The 18749-nt window shown below is 48.0% G+C and carries 14 protein-coding genes; 6 read left to right on the forward strand and 8 right to left on the reverse strand.

Annotated features, from left to right (window positions below; all coding sequences use genetic code 11):
- Window positions 1-85 precede the first annotated feature (85 nt).
- The 3 genes from QZ176_RS00700 to QZ176_RS00710 are packed head-to-tail and all read left to right on the forward strand — an operon-like array spanning window position 86 to window position 4407.
- Window positions 86-1477 carry a hypothetical protein gene (locus QZ176_RS00700; protein ID WP_295150302.1) on the forward strand — a complete coding sequence of 464 codons (1392 nt, stop codon included), beginning with the start codon at window positions 86-88 and terminating at the stop codon, window positions 1475-1477.
- 10 nt (window positions 1478-1487) lie between these two features.
- Complete coding sequence (locus tag QZ176_RS00705; protein WP_004318461.1) at window positions 1488-2639, forward strand: MBL fold metallo-hydrolase; 1152 nt, start codon at window positions 1488-1490, stop codon at window positions 2637-2639.
- The gene (locus QZ176_RS00710; protein WP_295150307.1) at window positions 2632-4407 is read left to right on the forward strand and encodes a CobW family GTP-binding protein; all 1776 of its coding nucleotides are present in this window, start codon (window positions 2632-2634) and stop codon (window positions 4405-4407) included. Before QZ176_RS00705 ends, QZ176_RS00710 begins: the two co-directional genes overlap by 8 nt.
- A gap of 139 nt (window positions 4408-4546) precedes the next feature.
- Here the strand turns inward: QZ176_RS00710 and QZ176_RS00715 are convergent, their stop codons facing one another.
- From QZ176_RS00715 to QZ176_RS00725, 3 genes are all read right to left on the reverse strand, one after another.
- Window positions 4547-5290, reverse strand: a complete 744-nt coding sequence (locus QZ176_RS00715; RefSeq protein ID WP_295150310.1) for a hypothetical protein — start codon at window positions 5288-5290, stop codon at window positions 4547-4549.
- 27 nt (window positions 5291-5317) lie between these two features.
- Window positions 5318-7690: a ribonucleoside-diphosphate reductase subunit alpha gene (locus tag QZ176_RS00720; protein ID WP_295150313.1), complete on the reverse strand. Its 2373-nt coding sequence runs from the start codon at window positions 7688-7690 to the stop codon at window positions 5318-5320.
- 381 nt (window positions 7691-8071) lie between these two features.
- On the reverse strand, window positions 8072-9520 hold the full coding sequence (locus QZ176_RS00725) for a DUF945 family protein (RefSeq protein ID WP_295150316.1): 1449 nt from the start codon (window positions 9518-9520) through the stop codon (window positions 8072-8074).
- A 138-nt stretch (window positions 9521-9658) separates the two neighbouring features.
- Here QZ176_RS00725 and QZ176_RS00730 point away from each other — a divergent pair, with 138 nt between their 5' ends.
- The 3 genes from QZ176_RS00730 to QZ176_RS00740 all read left to right on the forward strand — a co-directional run bounded on the left by QZ176_RS00730 (window position 9659) and on the right by QZ176_RS00740 (window position 13077).
- Entirely contained in the window at window positions 9659-11290 is a 1632-nt protein-coding gene (locus QZ176_RS00730) for a CTP synthase (protein WP_295150317.1), read from the forward strand.
- Window positions 11280-12860, forward strand: coding sequence for a single-stranded-DNA-specific exonuclease RecJ (gene recJ, locus QZ176_RS00735; protein ID WP_295150320.1), 1581 nt, complete (start codon window positions 11280-11282; stop codon window positions 12858-12860). The genes QZ176_RS00730 and recJ overlap by 11 nt, the downstream gene beginning before the upstream one ends.
- 70 nt (window positions 12861-12930) lie before the next feature.
- The gene (locus tag QZ176_RS00740) at window positions 12931-13077 is read left to right on the forward strand and encodes a hypothetical protein (RefSeq protein WP_295150323.1); all 147 of its coding nucleotides are present in this window, start codon (window positions 12931-12933) and stop codon (window positions 13075-13077) included.
- Between the two features lie 355 nt (window positions 13078-13432).
- Here the strand turns inward: QZ176_RS00740 and QZ176_RS00745 are convergent, their stop codons facing one another.
- From QZ176_RS00745 to QZ176_RS00765, 5 genes are all read right to left on the reverse strand, one after another.
- A complete protein-coding gene (locus QZ176_RS00745; RefSeq protein WP_295150326.1) occupies window positions 13433-13762 on the reverse strand; it encodes a cupin domain-containing protein in 330 nt (109 codons plus the stop codon).
- Between the two features lie 66 nt (window positions 13763-13828).
- Window positions 13829-16108 carry an NnrS family protein gene (locus QZ176_RS00750; protein WP_295150328.1) on the reverse strand — a complete coding sequence of 760 codons (2280 nt, stop codon included), beginning with the start codon at window positions 16106-16108 and terminating at the stop codon, window positions 13829-13831.
- Window positions 16101-16790 carry an ATP-binding cassette domain-containing protein gene (locus tag QZ176_RS00755; RefSeq protein ID WP_295150331.1) on the reverse strand — a complete coding sequence of 230 codons (690 nt, stop codon included), beginning with the start codon at window positions 16788-16790 and terminating at the stop codon, window positions 16101-16103. The genes QZ176_RS00750 and QZ176_RS00755 overlap by 8 nt, the downstream gene beginning before the upstream one ends.
- Window positions 16790-17587, reverse strand: a complete 798-nt coding sequence (locus QZ176_RS00760) for an ABC transporter permease subunit (RefSeq protein ID WP_295150334.1) — start codon at window positions 17585-17587, stop codon at window positions 16790-16792. Before QZ176_RS00760 ends, QZ176_RS00755 begins: the two co-directional genes overlap by 1 nt.
- Complete coding sequence (locus QZ176_RS00765; protein ID WP_295150336.1) at window positions 17581-18540, reverse strand: ABC transporter substrate-binding protein; 960 nt, start codon at window positions 18538-18540, stop codon at window positions 17581-17583. Before QZ176_RS00765 ends, QZ176_RS00760 begins: the two co-directional genes overlap by 7 nt.
- Window positions 18541-18749: the final 209 nt, after the last annotated feature.

An 18749-nucleotide genomic window follows, 5' to 3' on the forward strand; every position in this document is an offset into this window, starting at 1 on the left:
ATTTAATCCGAATTTTACGCTACAAATGAGCTGCACTCTTTTTATATAATTTAATAAAGATTAAATTTTATGTAAGGAGGAAGCGATGAGCGAACCTGAAGAGAAAATTTATCTGGAGGAGCGGAAGCTTGTTAGAAGATATTCTCCGCTCACATCGGTGCTTGTAAACACCCTGTTTTTGTTTGTGGTGTTTTACGCATCGTGGTGGATCTTTCAAGATCCTAGGGGACTGATGAGGATGTATACCCCTTACATGGGATATATGTGGTGCAGATGGCTGCTCGTGGTCATCATCTGGATCGCGTATATTTTTAACTTTTGGCCATTCAAAAGAGAGTGGCTCTATACGGCGGGGCCGGCGAAAAAGGGCATTATCTTTACGGTGATGGTATTTTTTACCTTCTTCGTATTCTTAAAGATATTCTTTGAATTTATTTTAGGCGAGCTTGCCATATCGTATTTTAGTCCGCGAAGGCTTGCGGAGCTTGGCATAACCGATTTTTACGCTCTTGAATACTCGGCTCAGGCTATTTTGATGTTTGCCGCTATCGCGTCGTGGCTCAGCCCTTCTTGGGTAGTGGCGGCGGATAACTCGCCGTGGCAGAAGCTAAAGCAGCCCGTTAAAGGCTTTACCGTTTTTATCTGGACCTTTTTGCTAAGTATGATCGTGTATTTCGTATTTTTCCACTCGCAAATGGGAATTTTATTCGATCCGTGGCAAAAATACACATCCATCACTCCGCCTTGGTGGCATAATTTCGCCGATACCGTGCACGGAAATTTCAATATCGCGTGGATTATGTGCTGTACCGTTATGGTCTGGGTGTATGAGACCATCTGGGAGAGGTATCCTTTTAGCCTTATTAAGACGAACTGGCTTAGAAGGACGGCGTCGTTTTTCGGCATTATAGCGATGGCATTTTGCTTTTCGTTCTTCTTTTACTATTTGCAAGAGCTCATCTGGGGCATGCATATTAGAGGCGATAGAAGGCTTTTTGCGCCCGATTGGCGATGGCTGCACGTAGGCGAGATAGCTATATTTTGGCTGGTGCCGGTGCTATTTATTAAATTTTACTGCAACAACGCGGTTAATAAATTTTCAAAGCCCGTCAATATCCTTCTTAGAACGATCATAAGCATGGTAGCGGCTATCGCCCTATACTATGTCTATTATCAAGTCTCGCACTTTTTACTAGGCACTCAAAAAGGCTTTTCGCACCCGCAACAATTCCCAATGATCCCGATGATCTGGTTTATCAACGTCATGCTGATAAATTACTGGTTTATGGACGGCTGGCCGGGCTGGAAGCTTGCGGGCAAGAAAGAGGAAGCAGAGGAAGCAGGCGAGGAAGATGATTTTGGAAATAAAAATTCCATCAAAGGCTTGGTAGTGGGCTTTATCATAGGCGTGGTCATCTATCTCGCCGTAGTTTATCTAGCGCCTGTCGTGGGCAATATGCTTACAATTTTTAAATAAAGGATATGAGATGAATGAAGCTAGAAGAGATTTTATAAAAGGCGGCGCAGCGGGCATAGGACTCGGCGCACTTGCATCGATGGGGGTATTTTCATACTCTCCTGCGAGGGAATTTTTTCTTCCGGATGAAGTGCGAAAGATGACCGATTTCGGCGCGATTAAAAGCGTCGAGGTTACTAATATCTCCGAAACGAGCTGGTTTGACAACTCGATGCTGATGGGAGATATTAAAGGCGCAGGCGGGCTGCTGGTCAATCAATATCTATTTAACTGGCCACCGTTCGGTAACGGCAAAGGGCTTGCCAAGGGCAGCTACGAAGAGGGGATTTCACAAATCAAGCATCTTCTACCCGATAAAATCGATGAGGCGTGGGAGGTAACCAAAAAACTTTCCGTAAATCCCGATAACGCGGGCGGCTACTCTGCTCTCATAGAGATAGAGCGTCTAAACGGAGAAAAGAAAAAATATCTGCTTGATTGCGGCTGGTCCTACAAATGGATGCACGAGTGTTTTAAGCGGGAGGGGATCGATAAGATGCTGCAAAGCGGCGAGATAGACACCCTCATAATGTCGCACGAGCACTACGATCACTTTTGGGCGCTACCTGTCGTTTTAAAGTATAAGCCCGATATCAGGATCATCATACACGAAGGATTTTACCCGGAGGGCAGACAATATATCAAAGATTCTGGTCATAAGGGCGAGCTTGTAGTGTTTAAAAAGGGTAGAAACGAGATTGAGCCCGGAATGTGTACGTTTTGCTATGACTGCCCTATCATTACGAGGGTTTTTGGCGAGCAGTCGATATTCGTAAATGTCAAAGATAAAGGCCTTGTAAGTATCACCGGCTGCTGCCATCAGGGCATCATTACCTTTTCCGATTCCGCGCACAAGGAGCTCAAGTACGATAACGATCAGCTCTACGGACTTTACGGCGGACTTCATATCTCGCCGTTTGACGACTGGGATCCAAAATATGACGATCTGGTTATCGGACTGAAAAGATGGAACTATCAAGTCATGGCGTGCAACCACTGCACCGGTCTGCTGACCGTGCAAAAATTCGTCCGCGAGGGCTATCCGATCGTAAAGGGCACGGCTAGATTTAGAACCAAAACGTCCGATTATCTAGGTAACGGCGATAAGGTTAAATTTGGATAGAAGCATGGAATTTCAAGATATTTTCCCTTTGAAATTTAAATACTCGTTTGAGGATTACAGATCGCTTATGAGATGTATATTGATGAAATCTCTTTACGATAGCGACGTAAAATCCTCAAGCAGGTATCAGGGGATGTATAAGGGGAACTATTTTAATGAATGCTGGAGCATAAAATTTGGCTTTTACAGCGGAATTTACGGCATCGTTTTGTGGGAGGTGCAAGAGGATGCGGGCGTGTTTGAGCTTTATTATTTCCCCTCCGCAAACGACGAGCTGCTCGGTAGCGTCTCGCTTTTTGAAGCCGTTTTGGCCGGAGAACCGGACTTTTTGGCAAAGGTGCGAAATTTCTCCGCGCACGAGGAGCTTTTAAATAATTTCTGCGTCGCTACGATCTACTTAAAGCTGCAAGAGCAGGGCATGGCGCTATCTTTTAAAACAAAGCTCAGAGATAGGTCGTACGCAAAGGACGGCGTGCGCATAGAGGGCAAGCAGATCATCGCAGAAGAGGGGCTCGATAAAAATTTCCCCAGCTTTAGGGTATCGCTTGCGTTTATGAACTTTTTGCATATCGCGCTTTGCAGAATTTACGAGCCGCGCTACGAGAGCTTTGAAATTTACAAAAAAGCGGCTCGCGGCGTGATCTACGACAAAGACCGCAATTTAGAAAGCAAAGAAGATCCGCTCTGCGGCGAAATTTTTGTAAATTTAATCTACGGCGCAGAAGGTGCGAGCGACGATCGCTTTAAATTTAATGACAGATCTTTTAAGAAGCTGTCCGGCTCGGCAGCTTTGTTTAAATTTTTGCTGCGCTTAGCCAAGGAGGATAAAAAGCAAATTTTTATGCAAGGCGGCGAGCGGCCGAATTTCTTCATCATCACCGGTTATCTGGGCTCGGGCAAGACGAAATTTATCCAAAATTTCATCGAGCATGAAACGGCGCAAAATAGATTTACCGGCATCATCCAAAATGAGATCGGCAAAATAGGCCTCGACGGCGCGCTGCTGGACGCCAAATACGCGCTCGTAGAGATCGACGAGGGGTGCGTTTGCTGCTCCATGGCGGGGCAGATCAAGCTTGCGATCTCGCAGCTTAAGCCCAAAAAGCCCGACAGCATCGTGCTTGAAACCACTGGCGTCGCCAACCCTTTCAATATCTTAAGCGAGCTAAACGAGATCAAAGACGCGGTCAATCTATGCGCCATCGTCACCGTCGTGGATGGAGCGAATTTTTTAAAAGAGCGGGGCAGATCAAAAATAATGCTCGAGCAGATCAAGGCCGCCGACGTCATAGTGCTCAATAAAATCGATCTGATCTCGCTCGAGCAGAAGGAGCGGATACGACAAATTTTGATTCAAAACAACCGCTGCGCCGAGATATTCGAGACGATAGGCGCCGAGCTAAATCCAAACTATCTGCTCTACCGCCAGAGCGATACTTCGTATATGGCGTCCGTCCTGCTCGAGGGCAAGATGGGCGCGACGCACGAAGACGAGGGGATAGTCTCGTTTAAAAAAGACCTTCCTGAGGGCATCGATAGGCAAAATTTCATCAAATTTATGAGCGATATACCGGAAAATTTTTACCGCATCAAGGGGCTTGCGAGCTTTAAAGATGATGAAGCGCAATACGTCGTGCAGTTCGTAAACGGCAAATTTGAGATAACGCCTTTTAGCGACCGTAAACGCTGCGATAATTTTTTGGTTTTCATCGGGCGAGAGATAGAGGAGGAAATTTTAGTTTTATATCAATTTATCGAATCAAATTAGGAAAATTGATTTAATGCTATTAAAAATATTAATTGATTGATAGCTTCAGAATAAAGCTGTTAAAAATTTTTGCTTTTACTTATTATAGCCAAGCAGGAGTCTAGATCGCTATAAAATAAAATATATAAATTTAAGGATGCTATTCCATATTTTCAACTCGGACCACAAAGGTTAAGAAAGGGTATATTTCTATTCTTTCTTCCTCTCCATTCTCTTTTTTGAGCGTTGTAAATTTATGTCTTTTTTTCTTGTAATCATTTATTTTCCAAGTTATGGCAATATTCGGCTTTGTTTCTACTGATGTATTGTAAAGAAAATAATTAAACATACGTTTTGCGTAACTTTTTGCATCATCGTCGATTTCTTTTGATATTTTGCTTGAATTTTTAATAAAAGTCGGTATTATAATTAAAGCTATTTTATAGCAATTAAAATTTTCTAGTTTTACCTTATCAAATTCCTTTCCTAAGTTTTCATTCGTCAAATCTTTTATTTGCTCTATCGCGTCATACCATTTGTCACATGTATCTTGTATTATATTATTTCTGCCCATATGATTTTTGTATGCATGTTTTATTTCTATGAAATAAGCATTGTTTTCAGCTATTGTACTTATATCTAAAAACCTATTTTTGTTCTCATTAACTACTTTAAACCACTGTTCTATCCAAACATTTTCAGTTATTTTATATATCGCAGGAAATAAAGCTGACAAAACTTGTTTTTCGCTATTTGTAAAAGGAAAAAATTTCCACTTATTGTAGATTATTTCAGATTCCTCTATGAAATTTTCCATAACTTTTCTGAGAAAATTTTGAACTTCTTTAAACTTTTTTACTTCAGTTTCAATATCCTCGCCAAGATAGATTTCAATATCTTCCATTTTTTTCCTTTACAAAAATTCAAAATTTTACTGGCACCCCTCGCACTCGATCGAGCGATCCGCGACGTTGTTTAGCTTCTCGCTATCTGGGCTTTCGGAGCGTAGATAGTAGGTCGATTTTAGCCCGAGCTGCCATGCAAGCGTGTAAATTTCGCTTAGATAGCCGCCGCTTGCCTTATCCAGGCTCATGAAGATATTGAGGCTCTGGCCTTGATCGATCCATTTTTGGCGGATGGCGCCCGCCTTTACGAGTAGGCGCTGATCGAGCTCGTACGCAGGTACGTACGCCTGCCACGTTTTCGGGCTTAAATTCGGCACGACGACCGGAATCATACCGCTTAGGTTGTGCTCGAACCACTTGCGCTTATACACTGGCTCGATCGTTTGCGTGGTGCCTACGAGTATGCTGATACTCGATGTCGGCGCAATCGCCATCAGGTAGCCGTTTCGCATGCCGTCGCGCTTTACTTTCTCGCGCAGTCCGTCCCAGTCGCAGCTGCTCTGCTCAAAAAGTCCGCCGCGCTTAACTAGCGCTTTGGCGTTTTCGTTAGCTAAATCGATCGGGAAAATTCCTTCGCTCCACTTCGAGCCCGCAAAATCAGGGTACCGTCCCTTTTCTACGGCTAAATTTGAACTTGCTTTGATCGCGTTAAAGCTCACGTTTTCCATTATCCTATCGATCAGTTCGAAGTGCTCGTAGCTGCCCCACTTCACGCCGCGCTCGGCAAGCATCTGCGCCTCGCCCATTACGCCGAGCCCTATCGCGCGGGTTTTTAGATTGGTATGTTTGACCTTGGCGTGCGGGTAAAAATTTAGATCGATGACGTTATCGAGCATCCTCACGGCGATCGGCATCACGCGAGCTATCTCCTCGCGGCTGTTGATTTTACTTAAATTTACGCTTGCAAGGTTGCAAACCGCCGTCGCGCCCTCGCTGTAGCCCTTTTCTACGATAAAAATTTCTTTGCCGCCCAGCGTGTCCAGTGCCGTGATTTTTTTCGCCTTTTTTACGATGCCCGCGTCGGTTCTTACATCTTCGTTTTCCTCAAACAGCCTCTCGCTGCCGTCGGCAAATACGACTTTGATTTTGTAGTGGTTCGGCGCCGTGTTTTGAAAGATCTCGGTGCATAAATTTGAACTCCTGATTAAGCCTTGATGCGCGTTTGGATTGATGCGGTTGGTGTTATCTTTGAAGCACAAAAAAGGCATGCCCGTCTCAAAATAGCTCGTTAAAATTTTCTTCCAAAGCTCCTTTGCGAGGATCGTAGATTTTGAAATTTTATCATCGGCCTCATACTGCTCGTAGCGCGCCTCAAATTCCGCGCCGTAAAGATCGCTCAGATCGCTTACTTCTGCAGGATCGAAGAGCGTCCACTTGCCGCCGCTTTGAAGTCTTTTCATAAACAGATCGTTTATCCACAGCGCGGGGAAAATTTCATGCGCGCGGCGCCTCTCCTCGCCCGAGTTTTTGCGCAGATCCAGGAAGTCGCTCACGTCCATATGCCACGGCTCGATATACACGGCGATAGCGCCCTTGCGCGTGCCCAGCTGATCGACGGCGACGGCGATGTCGTTCGTGATCTTTAAAAACGGAATGATGCCGCCCGCAGCGTTTTTATGCCCGTCGATGCTGCCGCCCATCGCGCGCACCTTGCACCAGTCCCAGCCGATGCCGCCGCCGAATTTGCTCAGAAGAGCCATCTCCTTGTAGCTATCAAAAATCCCTTCGATATTATCGGGCGTGCTTCCCACGTAGCAGCTGCTTAGCTGATGGCGCGTCGTGCGGGCGTTTGAGAGCGTCGGAGTAGCGAGCATGACTTCAAATTTAGATATAAGATCGTAAAATTTCTTCGCCCAGCTCTGGCAATCAAGCTCGTTTTGCGCAAGAAACATCGCTATAGCCATAAACATCTGCTGCGGAAGCTCGATCGGCGCGCCGCTGCGGTCTTTGATGAGGTAGCGATCGTAAAGCGTCTTGATGCCGAGGTAGTTAAACTGCAAATCGCGCTGCGGCTGCAAGTAAGAATTTAGATCATCTAAGTCGTATTTTTCCTTTAAGCCGAGCATTATGCGACCCGCCGCTTCGCCGCGAGCGAAGTAATCTTGCAGGCTGTTGTAGCCGCTAAAGCCCGTTACTTTGTGATACAGATCGTATAAAAATAGCCGCGCGGCGACGAAGGTCCAGTTCGGGCGGTCCACGTCGATCTTTTCGACTGCGGTTTTGATGAGGGTTTGTTGAATCTCCTCCGTGGTGATCATATCGCGAAACTGGATCTTTGCGTCCACCTCAAGCTCGCTAAGGCTTACGTTTTCCAGCCCCTCTACCGCCTCGCTCGTGTATTTTTTGATCTTGCTTACGTCAAGTTCCTCGGTTCTACCGTTACGTTTGATTACTTTCATATCGTTCCTTGAAATTTAAAAATGCAAATTTAGCGTTAGTTTCCCAACATAAAATACGTCGTCAAAAGAGGCGGCGTAATAAATGCCTCAAATCCGCCGTCTTTTAAATTTACGCTAGCTGCGCTGCAGAATCGCGCATTATAGCCAAAATTGCTTAAGTCTATCTGTCATTGCAAATATGAGATTTTAGCTTGTAAATTTTAAAATTTAGCGAAGTGGGTAGAAACGATGCGGTAAAATTCGAGCGAGATTTTATGGCGCCGCTGCGGAATTCTGCAGGTAAAAATTTGCGCGGAGTTTTGCGAAATTCTGCGCCGAAAAAGTAAGAAACAAAAAAAGCTTTGCGAACAGGTTTAAAATTTGCTCGCAAAGCTTAAAAATTTAATTGTGCGGTAGCGGGATAGGCTTTCCGTTTAAGATCATAGAGTTGCTTGCTTTATCGAAGCTAAACTCCATCTTAACCCCATCTCCATCAGGCTTAAGAAACTGCGAGCCGTAAACTTCCGCCATCGGCGCAAAATCGCGTAGGCTGTCATAAGGCGATAGGAAGTCCGTGATGGTCGTATTTATCGTAGCTTTGCCGTCCAAGCTCATGCGCTTAAAAAGCTGCGTCTCATCGATGTAGCCGCCTAATAGCGCGCTTGCGTTAAAAGCAAATTTCTTGCCGAGGCTATTTTCAAACGAAAAATCATTCACGTTGATTTTCATATCATCTTTTAGCAGCTTCATAAAAAGCTCTTTATTTTCCGCTAATTTTTCGCCTTCTTGCGGATTTGAGATAACAGACAGATATTTTTCGAAAAGTGCGGCGCTAAAGCTGGTATCGACGCCTAAATGGATGTTTCGCACTAGCACATCGGCGATTTTTAGGCTTTGAGCTTTATCGCTTTCGTTGAAATTTAAAATTCCATCTTTTACGCGGTAGCTACCTTCTGTGCTCATATCCGTAACTACGACGAAGCGCTGCTTATCTACAGTTACGACGAGCTCTTTTGTGCTGCCTGCAAAATCTATGTCATTCAAAAAGAGCTTGGTTATATTGTCGTCTAGATCTTGGATGCCGTTTTTAAAGTTTGCCTCATAGATAAGATCCTTCACATCAAGACCCGAATCCTTGCCGTCGTCTATAAAAATTTCACCGATTTTAAAGCCCAAGGCTTTTATCGTTTTGCCGCTCATATCGCTCGTGCCGTTTAGGCTAAGGCCTGCAAGACGTCCTATTCCGCCATCTTCTAGCACATTTATATCGGCTAGCTTTGCGCTAAATTTAACCTCGGTAGGTCCGTAGTTTAGATGCGTGCTAAGCGGCGCGTCAGTCTTAAACAGCTTCTTGCAAGGCTCCGCGTAATATGGCGTCTTAATCGTTAAAATTCCGTCGCTCTCAAATCCATCCGCAGCGTTTTTTACGCTATGCTTAATAGTGTAGTCATAGCGAAAAGCAAAATCTTCCGGGAAAATTTTAGCAGGATCCGGCTCGTCCGTATCGTTGCTATCTTGCGCGCCTGCTTTTTCCTTTAGCTTGCTAAAGCCCTCGGCAAGGCTTTTTTGTAGTTTCTCTTTTTTTACTACGCCTTCGATAAAGCCGCTTGAGTTGCTATCTCCAGGATAAAATTTAGCGCTTTTGGTCTCGAAAATTTCGTTTCTAGCGATAAATTCCGCAATCTGCTGCTCAATCGCCGCGCTGGCACTCTTGCCGACCGCACCGTCAACCGTTTTGGTTATGCTATCGTTTACACTTTTAGCTACGCCCGTTTTAGCGTCCTTTGTCGCTACAAAAACGCCCACTATAAGCGCTACGATGACCACTAAAGCCGCGATGATCTTTTTCATCATCTCTCCTTTAAATTTAAAATTTATTTGGGTGCGTATTTTGCCGTAAATTTCTAAAATTTTCAAATTCTAGCTTAGTATGCTTTAACCTAAAAGAAGTTATAATCGCGGCATTAATATCAAAATTTAGGAAAACTTATGGCAAAACAAACGAAATATATTTTCGTCACCGGCGGAGTGCTGAGCTCGCTGGGTAAGGGCATTGCGGCGGCGTCGATCGCGACGCTTTTAAAGCACGCGGGGCTTAAAGTGCGCATATTAAAGGCGGATCCTTATATCAACGTCGATCCGGGCACCATGAGCCCGCTGGAGCACGGAGAGGTTTTCGTCACCGACGACGGCGCGGAGACCGATCTGGATTTGGGGCATTATGAGAGATTCTTGGATGAAAATTTAAGCCAAGATAACAACTTCACCACGGGCAAAGTTTACAGCTCCGTCATCGAAAAGGAGCGCAGGGGCGATTATCTGGGCAAGACGATACAAGTAATCCCTCACATCGTAGGCGAGATCGTGCGCCGCATAAAAAAGGCGGGCGAGGGCAACGACGTGCTGATCGTCGAGATCGGCGGCACCGTGGGCGACATCGAGGGGCTACCGTTTTTAGAGGCTATCCGCGCGATGAGAGTGGAGCTAGGTAGAGTAAATACGATGAATATCCACCTCACGCTCGTGCCTTTTATAAAGGTAGCGGGCGAGCTTAAGACCAAGCCCACGCAGCATAGCGTAGGCGAGCTGCGCCGCATCGGTATCAGCCCCGATATGATAATCTGCCGCTCCGAAATGCCGCTAAATCGCGCGCTTAAAGATAAGATCGCGCTAAGCTGCGGCGTGGATAAAAACTGCGTCATCGAAAGCCCAGATAGCGCAAGCATCTATCAGATCCCGCTTGCGTTTTTGAAGCAGGATATTTTAACGCCTATCGCGGAGACTCTAAGCCTAAACAAGCTCGAAGTCGATATGAGCAACTGGGACAGCCTCGTTAAGCGCGTAATCGTGCCTACGAACGAAACCACGATCGCCTTCGTCGGCAAATATATCGATTTGAAAGAAAGCTACAAATCCCTCACCGAGGGGATCATCCACGCGGGCGCTACGCTTGATACGCGGATAAGCTTAAAGTGGGTAGATAGCGAAAAAATTGAAGCTGCAAATGTGGATGAAATTTTCCGCGACGTAAACGGAATTTTAGTCGCGGGCGGCTTCGGCTCGCGCGGGGTGGAGGGTAAAATTTTAGCCATAAACTACGCGCGAGTGCATAAGGTGCCGTTTTTGGGCATCTGCCTGGGGATGCAGCTTGCGATGGTGGAGTTTGCGCGCAATGTCTTAAAACTGAAAAATGCCAACTCCTCGGAATTTGACCCTCAGACCGAAGATCCGGTGATCTACCTCATCGACAGCTTCATCGACGCAAGCGGCAAAAAGCAGATCCGCACGCATAAATCCCCTATGGGCGGCACTATGCGGCTGGGCGGCTATGACTGCGACGTCAAAAAAGGCTCGCTTTTGGGTAAAATTTACGGCGAGCAAAAAACCATCCGCGAGCGCCACCGCCACCGATACGAAGCCAATCCGAAGTACCGCGCCGATTTTGAAAAGCACGGTCTTATCGTCTGCGGCGAGAGCGACGGGCTTATCGAAGCGGTCGAGCTAAAAAACCATCCGTTTTTTCTGGGCGTGCAGTTTCACCCGGAATTTACCAGCCGTCTAGTGCGCCCAAATCCTGCTATTTTGGGCTTTATCGAAGCATCTATAAAAAATGCTAGGTAAAAATGAGATAAGGGAAATTCTAAAATCGAGATTTGCGAACGATCGGCATACTAAAATTTCTGAAATTCCCTTACCCTGCGAGCTGAAGGATACCTATAAGGCGGCTTTGCGCATAAAAACTGCCATCGAAGAAAACCAGCGCATAGCCGTAGTCGGCGATTACGACGTCGACGGTATCGTAAGCACCGTCATAATGAGCGATTTTTTCAATCAAATAGGCGCGGAGTACGTCATTAAGATCCCAAACCGCTTCACCGACGGATACGGGCTAAACAGCGAGATTATAGAAGAGCTTGAGGATGTGGATCTCATCATCACCGTAGATAACGGCACCTCCGCGACGGAAGCTGCCGAAATTTGCGCCCAAAAAGGGATCGATCTCATCATCACCGATCATCACATGCCCCCGCCCGTACTGCCGAGAGCTTACGCGATAATCAATCCGAAGCAGCCTGACTGCACCTTCCCAAATATCGAAATTTGCGGCGCTCAGGTAGCGTGGTATCTCGTAGGCGCGCTAAAAGAAACCCTCGGCGTGAACTACGATATGGCAAGCTCGATGGATATCCTCATCATCGCCATAATCGCCGATATGATGGAGCTACGCGACATGAACCGCGCGCTGTTACGCTTCGGCATCAAGCGGCTAAATAGCTCGAACCGCGCCTGCTTCAAGGCGATTAAGGAGCATTATTTTAAAAAGCACTTCGAATTCGACGATATCAGCTACACGATCGCGCCGCTAATCAACTGCACGGGGCGGATGGACGATGCGACGATGTCGTATAACTTCCTATGCGCCAAAAATATCAGAGAGGCAAACCACTACCTAGAGACGATAAATTCCATCAACAACTCGCGCAAAGAGGAGGAAAAAAACCTCTACGACGAGATCGCAAAAAGCGTCGATCCGAGCGACAACGTCATCGTCGTGTGGGGTCCGCAGTGGCACGAAGGCATCATCGGCATCGTCGCAAGCCGCCTAAGCAAGACCTACAAAAAGCCCGCGATCGTCTTTAGCGTAAGCGACTCGCGCGCTAAAGGAAGCGCGCGTAGCATCGGTAAATTCGACATTTTAGAACTGATCTCCTCGCAAAGCGAAATTTTAACGACCTTCGGCGGACACAAGGGCGCTGCGGGCGTGGGGATCGATCCTGCGCTGCTTCAGGAGTTTAAGCGGCGCGTAAATGAGCGCATTACGCCTAAAGATCTGAGCGATTTTAGCGCGCAAGACGATCTGCTGGGCGAGCTGGACGCGTCGCAGATAGACTTCGAGCTGCTTGAAATTTTAGAATTTTACGAGCCCTACGGGCAGAAAAATCCGCGCCCGCTCTTTTGCATCAAAGGCGCGCGCACCCGCAATATCAGAGAGATCGGCAAGGAGGGCAAGCATATCAAAATGGCGCTTGATAAAAACGGCAGCAGCGTCGAGGCGCTGTTTTTCAACTACGACTTTTTGCCGCGCGCGGGCGAGCGGGTGGATGCGATCTTTACGATTAGCAAAAATAACTTCCGCGGCACGATCACGCCAGAGCTCATCATCAAGGAGTTAACTCCGAGCGAGAGCTAAATTTTAAAATTTAGGCCTGCTTGGCGTGCATTTCGCGCCGGACACGGCCTTTAAATTTAACGCACGATCTGTGCATTCAAGCGCGCAGTTTTCGGGCTCAGCTCAGTTTGCGCACTCGGTGGATTTGCCCTACTACAACGTCCATCTGCTCTACTTGCCCGATATGCATTGCACGCCTGGCGCATTACCATACTACAGCGCCTATCTGCTCGACTAGCTTAGCGCACATTTGCATGCTCTATGCATATTAAGTGCTCGGCGTGGCTTTGAAATTTAATGCGCGAGCTATGGATTTGACTTGCGATGCGAGCTCAAGCGTGCGATTTCGGGGCTAGACACAGCGCACAAACGCGATGCGTTATTTTCAGCTCCCGCACGGTTTGCAAAACAGACGAAATTTTTGGGTGCTGTAAAAGTAAAATTTAAACGTTTCTAAATTTTAAAATTTTGCGAGGGCGAGCGGGAGCAGTCTGAAACAGGCAGAATAGCCCTGCGAATGGAATTCGGATAAAATTTTATGAAGCGGCGAGCGGGCTAAATTTTAAAATTTGACCCGCCCTTAAACTTATAGGCTAAAAAACCACCGCCAAAAACCACTTAAACGGCACCGGAGCAAAGATCGCGTGCGGCAAGCCCGCAGGCATGACGATGCTTTGTCCCGCTTTTACGCGGTGCTTCTGCCCGTCGATCGTGAAATCGCCCTCCCCCTCAAGCACGTAAACGAACGCGTCGCCGTCGGATTTGTGCGAGCTGATCTCCTCGCCGCCGTCGAAGGCGAAAAGCGTCATATTCAGCGCAGGATTTTGCGCGAGGGTGCGCGAAATCACCTTATGAGGGGACACTTCGACTAGCGAAGCAAGCTCTACGGCCTTGGCGGCGTCGATATTTTTGATGTGTTGCATAAGCTCTCCTTGAAATGAAATTTGATCGATTTTAGCTAAAATTTAGCAAGCCCGCTTTGACGATCATCAATCCGGATCCGCACTGAAAGGATTTTTCAGAAAGATCGGAACGAAGCTTATCAGATATAGCGCGACCGCGGCTATGAAAAGCGCCGAGGGGATCATCACGTACAAAACAAAGCTCTCGCCCGCAAAAACGGCTCTTAAAGCCCCCGCGAGTAGAGCCAAAACGAGCGCCGCGCGGCTTAGGCGCGGGAAGTTTAACGGCGAAATTCCGCTGTGGCGCTGGCCTGCGATCATTCCTACGAAAAGTATCGCTCCGTAGATATAGCAGATCGCGATGACATGTAGCGGCGCGGCAGAGTACTCCCCGCGGATCAGCGCCGCGCCCAGCCACAGGTATCCCGCCGCGCACGCAGCCTGCAACGCGTAGTAAAACGCCATATAGTGGCGGCTTAGAATTTCGGCGTAGTGTAGCTCGCGAAGCTTCGCCAAAAATAAAAACCCTATGCCAAGCGCGATAAATCCGCATGCCGCCTCGCTTAAAAATGGGCTCGCGAGCGCCAAAGCGAAAGCAAGAAAAGCGGCTAAATTTTTGTAGATAAAATTTGGAATAAAAACGGCGTCGCTTAGCCCCGCCTCTCTTAGCGCTTCGTTGCCGATGACAACGCTTATGCGGTAGCTTATGACGACGATTGCCGCGACGTTGATATGCACGAAGCTAAGCAAAAACTTCTCATCCCCGCTCGCGCCGTAGGCCGCAGAGCAGGCGCAAAACGCCGCTAAGACAGCTAAGATGCTAAAATTATTCGAGTTTTTATCCAGCCACAAAAGCCGCGCCGCAAAGATGAAAAATACCGCCCAAAACAGCGCCACAATCGCCGCTGCGAGCCGTAAATTTAAAAAGCTCGCGATAAAAGCCGCGATCAGGCAGGCGGCAAAGGCGAGCGAAACGGGCTTTAGCGAACCATCGAAGTTCGTCCAATCGGGCAGCGCGGTAAGCAAAAACGCCGCGTAGATGCACGAAGGCGCCAAAAACAGAAAGTAAAACTTATGAGCACCGACATAATCGATCGCCAGCGCGTCCGGCGCCAAAAAGCTAAGCGCGCCCAGCGCCGCAAAAAAGCAGGCGCAAAGAACGAAGGCGCGCATCGGATGGGAGAAAAAATTTCTCGCGCGCTCATCTTTAAATTTAGGCGCGTAAAAACCCGGCTCTTGCTGCTGCGCCCCGCACGGCTCCAGATTTTTGAGCTCCTGCGACAAAACGGGCTCGATTTGGTTTTGCGTGGAATTAGCTTTGGAATTCCGATCGGAATTTTTAGTGCTTTGCGAGAAGTTTTGAACAGAATTTGGCTCGGCGCGGCTTTGCGCGGAGGTGGGTTTGGAATTTTGACTTTGATCGGAATTCTTGGCGCTTTGTAAGAGGTTTAGCGGGAAATTTTGCTCGTAATTTTTGACGCTCTGCGAGGAGCCTAGCTCGGAATTTGGCTCGGCGCTTCTACCGTTTTGCGAGGAACCCTGCGCGAGGTTTTGATCTTTGAAGCTTTGCGCAGGCTCGGTTTCCGAATTGCGAGCTGGATTTTTAAAATTTCTCGTAAAATTTGAAGCGGAAATTTTGAAATTTCGCGTAGAAATTCCGCCTGAATTTTTAAAATAATCTGCGCCAAATCCACAACGCAGACGGGCGTCTGGGTTCGCACCAAATCTGCAATGCGGGCAGGCGGTACGAGCAGGGCGGTCGGATACGCTTTGCAAACGGACGCTCGTACTAGACCGCAAGCGAACATTCGCGCTAGAGTCGCAGCGTGAGCGGGTATCTCGGTTTGCGTCAACGCGCCGTAAGCCGGCGCTCGCACTAGAGCCGCAGTATGTATCGCTACTAAATTTCGACGAATTTTGCGCTGCAAAATCGCAGTGCGCTGCGCCGTTCAAGAGCACGCTTACGATATAATCGCAGTTCACGCGGCTGTGCAGTTCGTATTTCGGTATGGCAAAACCACGGCGCTCGATGTCCTGCGAAAGGCTATATCCGCTTGCGCTAAGATCGCAGCATCCGATGTCCCGAAAGGGCCTATCTATGCAAGCAACGAAATCATAACATTTAGCATCTCGCAAGAGCCTGTGTTCACACACTCCGATATCGCGATATTTAGTACTTTGTAAAAACCCATGCCTGCGTGCGCCTAAATCGCAGTATTCGGCGCTCCGCAATAGTCCATGTCCGTACGCGCCCGGATCGCGATGCGCGCCAAAGTCCCGCTTGCTCGCGCCTAGGCCGCAACGCAAGTTTAAATTTCGTGCTGAACCTCCCTGCTTGTGCGCACTAAAGATAAAATTTCTACTCATAATAGCTCACTCCCCCAAACTGCTCGCTTACCACGCGCTCTTCGTACCGCTCGTCGCGCGCGCTTAGCGGCTCATCTAGGCTCACGACGCGCCTAAGCCCCATTCCTTTGGGCTCAAGCTCGATGATCTCGTGGCTTAGACGTGCGGCTTCGAAGCGGTCGTGGGTCACCAAAAGGCAGGCAAGCCCCTCATGCTCGATCTTTGAGACTAAAATTTCGATCAGCACGCCGCGCAGATCGCGATCGAGCCCTACAAACGGCTCATCAAGCAGCGCCAGATCGCATCCGCTAAGGATAGTTCGCAAAAACGCCGTGCGCTTTTGCATGCCGCCGCTTAGCTCGCGCGGGAATTTATTCAGATCACTCGGGCTTAGCCCGATCTTTGCGGCAAGAGCGCAAATTTCGCTCGCGCCCGCGGGACTAAAAATTTCGATATTTTTAAGCGCCGTGAGGTTCGGTAGCAGGCGGTTTTCTTGAAACAAAAAGCTGATTTTCTTAAAGTCGTTTTCGATCTGCCCGCTTTTTTTATCCTCCAGCCCGCAGACCAGCCGTAAAAGCGAGGTCTTGCCGCAGCCGCTGGGGCCAAAGAGCGTCTTTACTTCGCCTGCGCGCAGCTGCAATGAAAAATCGGAAATTATAACGTCGCGCAGAATTTCGTAGCGCAGATTTGAAATTTTTAGCATCATCTGCTCCAAGGCATCAGTAAAATTTGAAGCGGCTTGGTCACGAGATAATCGAAAAGCGCCGTAAAGGCTATGACCAGGCACACATATGCCATAACCTCGACCGTATCGATATTGACGCGTGCTTCGGCGATCTTGGCGCCGATGCCGTCGTTCGCGCCCAAAAGCTCCGCCATTACAAGCACCTTCGCGCCGTTGCTGACCGCAACGTAGATCGCGGGGAGCAGCCGCTCGATTAGATGCGGCGCGTAGAGGTAGCGCAGTTTTTTTAAAATTGAGCTTTTGTAGCTGTCGAAAAGCTCGGTGTATTCGGTGCTCACGCTAGCCATCGCCTGCGCCGCGGACGCAAAAGTCATCGGCGCGACGACGGTAACGACGGTAAAAAGCACGCTTGTATCGCCGAAATGAAACCAAAATATCGCAAGCACGATCCAAACGATGGGCGGCGTCGAGAGAAGCACGGTAATTAGCGGGTTTAAAAAGGCTCGCAGGCTTTTGAAATACCCCGCCGCAAGCCCGCTGCAAATCCCAGCAAAAAGCGCTAGGAAGGTGCCCACAAGCGCACGTTTAAGCGACAGAGCTAGATCGTTTGCGGCGAAATTTTTTAAAATTTCGCACGCCTTAGAAAAAACCGCCGCAGGCTGGGGAAGAATAAGCGGCCCATAGGCCTCGCTCGCTACCTGCCAGACGGCTATGAAAAAGCACACCGCCCCTAGGCTCGCAAAGCCGCCCCACAGATAGTCTATGACGTAAAACGCGGGGTTTTGAGCTTTGCGAATTTTATCGATTTTTAGCATAGAAAAAATTCGTCCTTAGGCATCGCGCCGCCGAGGAGCTTAGGGTTAAATTCCATCAAAATTTCATAAAATTTCAAAAGCTCGTCCTTGATCTCGCTAGGCTTTTTGACGCATAAATTCGACGTATCGATGCTCATAAATATCGCAGGCGGCGGCGCGGGAAAGAAATTCGTCCCGATCGCCGCGGCGCTTTGTTTGTTTGCTTTGATCCACGCAAGCGCGTCTGCCAAATCGGCGTTTAAAATTTCAAAATCCGCCTTTTTCGCGACGTAAAAATCTGTATCTGCGATGATGCCCGCTTGCGGGATTATGGGCTTTACCGAAAACGCCTGCGCCCACATATCGCTTAAATTTGCTCCTCGTTGCACGGCGATGCCCGATACTTTGCCCTTTAAGATCATGGCGCTTGCTAGCGGCTCGACCGTGATCGCGATGTCGTAGTCCTTAGCCAAAAACAGCTGCGCGCTCTCTGCGGGGCTAGCCGTGTAGTCGATATTCAGCCCGCTAATGCCCTGCTTTTTCGCTATCGCTCGAACGATGATGTCTAGCATATCGTTTTTAAAAGGCATTACGATCTTTTTGCCCTTCAGCTGCGCAAATTCCGTTATCTTATCGCCCTTGCTCATCACGAAATTTAGCCCCTCGGTGAGGATATTTACCATACCGATCTTGCGCCCCTGATTTGCGAGGTTCACCCCCACGTTACTAGGGCTCATCATAACCTTATACTCGCCGCTTGCCACGCCCGCGCGCAGCTGATCGGGATCGCGCCAAAGCTCAAGCTTCGCGTCGTATTTTTTGCCGATCTGCCCCTGCATGCACGCAACGCCGATGATGAGGCTAGGCATCGCAGGCGCGCCGTAAATAGTAAAAGTCTCCTTTGCAAAAAGAGGGCTAGCAAGCCCGCTAGCCGCCAACGCAGACGTTAGTTTTAAGAAATTTCTTCTTTGCATCTTCTCCTCTTTTCATTCCTGCCAAACGGCAAGATTTTGATAATCGATGTGCAATTATATCAAAAACAGGAGTGATTCGGTTTGATTAAGCTCAATAGTCCCACTTTAAATTTTAATGCGCTAAAATTTGAAACGTCCCGCAGCGATAAAATTTTATGCTAAAATGGCGCAAATTTCAATCCAAGGACATAAAATGAGAAGCGACATCA

The organism is uncultured Campylobacter sp. (assembly GCF_905373215.1).
In the GTDB taxonomy this organism is placed as follows: Bacteria; Campylobacterota; Campylobacteria; order Campylobacterales; family Campylobacteraceae; genus Campylobacter_B.

Excerpts from the sequence above, each read along its gene's own strand:
- QZ176_RS00725 (WP_295150316.1), bottom strand. The coding sequence starts at position 9,520 with ATGAAAAAGATCATCGCGGCTTTAGTGGTCATCGTAGCGCTTATAGTG.
- QZ176_RS00730 (WP_295150317.1), top strand. The coding sequence starts at position 9,659 with ATGGCAAAACAAACGAAATATATTTTCGTCACCGGCGGAGTGCTGAGC.
- QZ176_RS00700 (WP_295150302.1), top strand. The coding sequence starts at position 86 with ATGAGCGAACCTGAAGAGAAAATTTATCTGGAGGAGCGGAAGCTTGTT.
- QZ176_RS00720 (WP_295150313.1), bottom strand. The coding sequence starts at position 7,690 with ATGAAAGTAATCAAACGTAACGGTAGAACCGAGGAACTTGACGTAAGC.
- QZ176_RS00745 (WP_295150326.1), bottom strand. The coding sequence starts at position 13,762 with ATGCAACACATCAAAAATATCGACGCCGCCAAGGCCGTAGAGCTTGCT.
- recJ (WP_295150320.1), top strand. The coding sequence starts at position 11,280 with ATGCTAGGTAAAAATGAGATAAGGGAAATTCTAAAATCGAGATTTGCG.
- QZ176_RS00755 (WP_295150331.1), bottom strand. The coding sequence starts at position 16,790 with ATGCTAAAAATTTCAAATCTGCGCTACGAAATTCTGCGCGACGTTATA.
- QZ176_RS00715 (WP_295150310.1), bottom strand. The coding sequence starts at position 5,290 with ATGGAAGATATTGAAATCTATCTTGGCGAGGATATTGAAACTGAAGTA.
- QZ176_RS00760 (WP_295150334.1), bottom strand. The coding sequence starts at position 17,587 with ATGCTAAAAATCGATAAAATTCGCAAAGCTCAAAACCCCGCGTTTTAC.
- QZ176_RS00765 (WP_295150336.1), bottom strand. The coding sequence starts at position 18,540 with ATGCAAAGAAGAAATTTCTTAAAACTAACGTCTGCGTTGGCGGCTAGC.
- QZ176_RS00750 (WP_295150328.1), bottom strand. The coding sequence starts at position 16,108 with ATGAGTAGAAATTTTATCTTTAGTGCGCACAAGCAGGGAGGTTCAGCA.
- QZ176_RS00705 (WP_004318461.1), top strand. The coding sequence starts at position 1,488 with ATGAATGAAGCTAGAAGAGATTTTATAAAAGGCGGCGCAGCGGGCATA.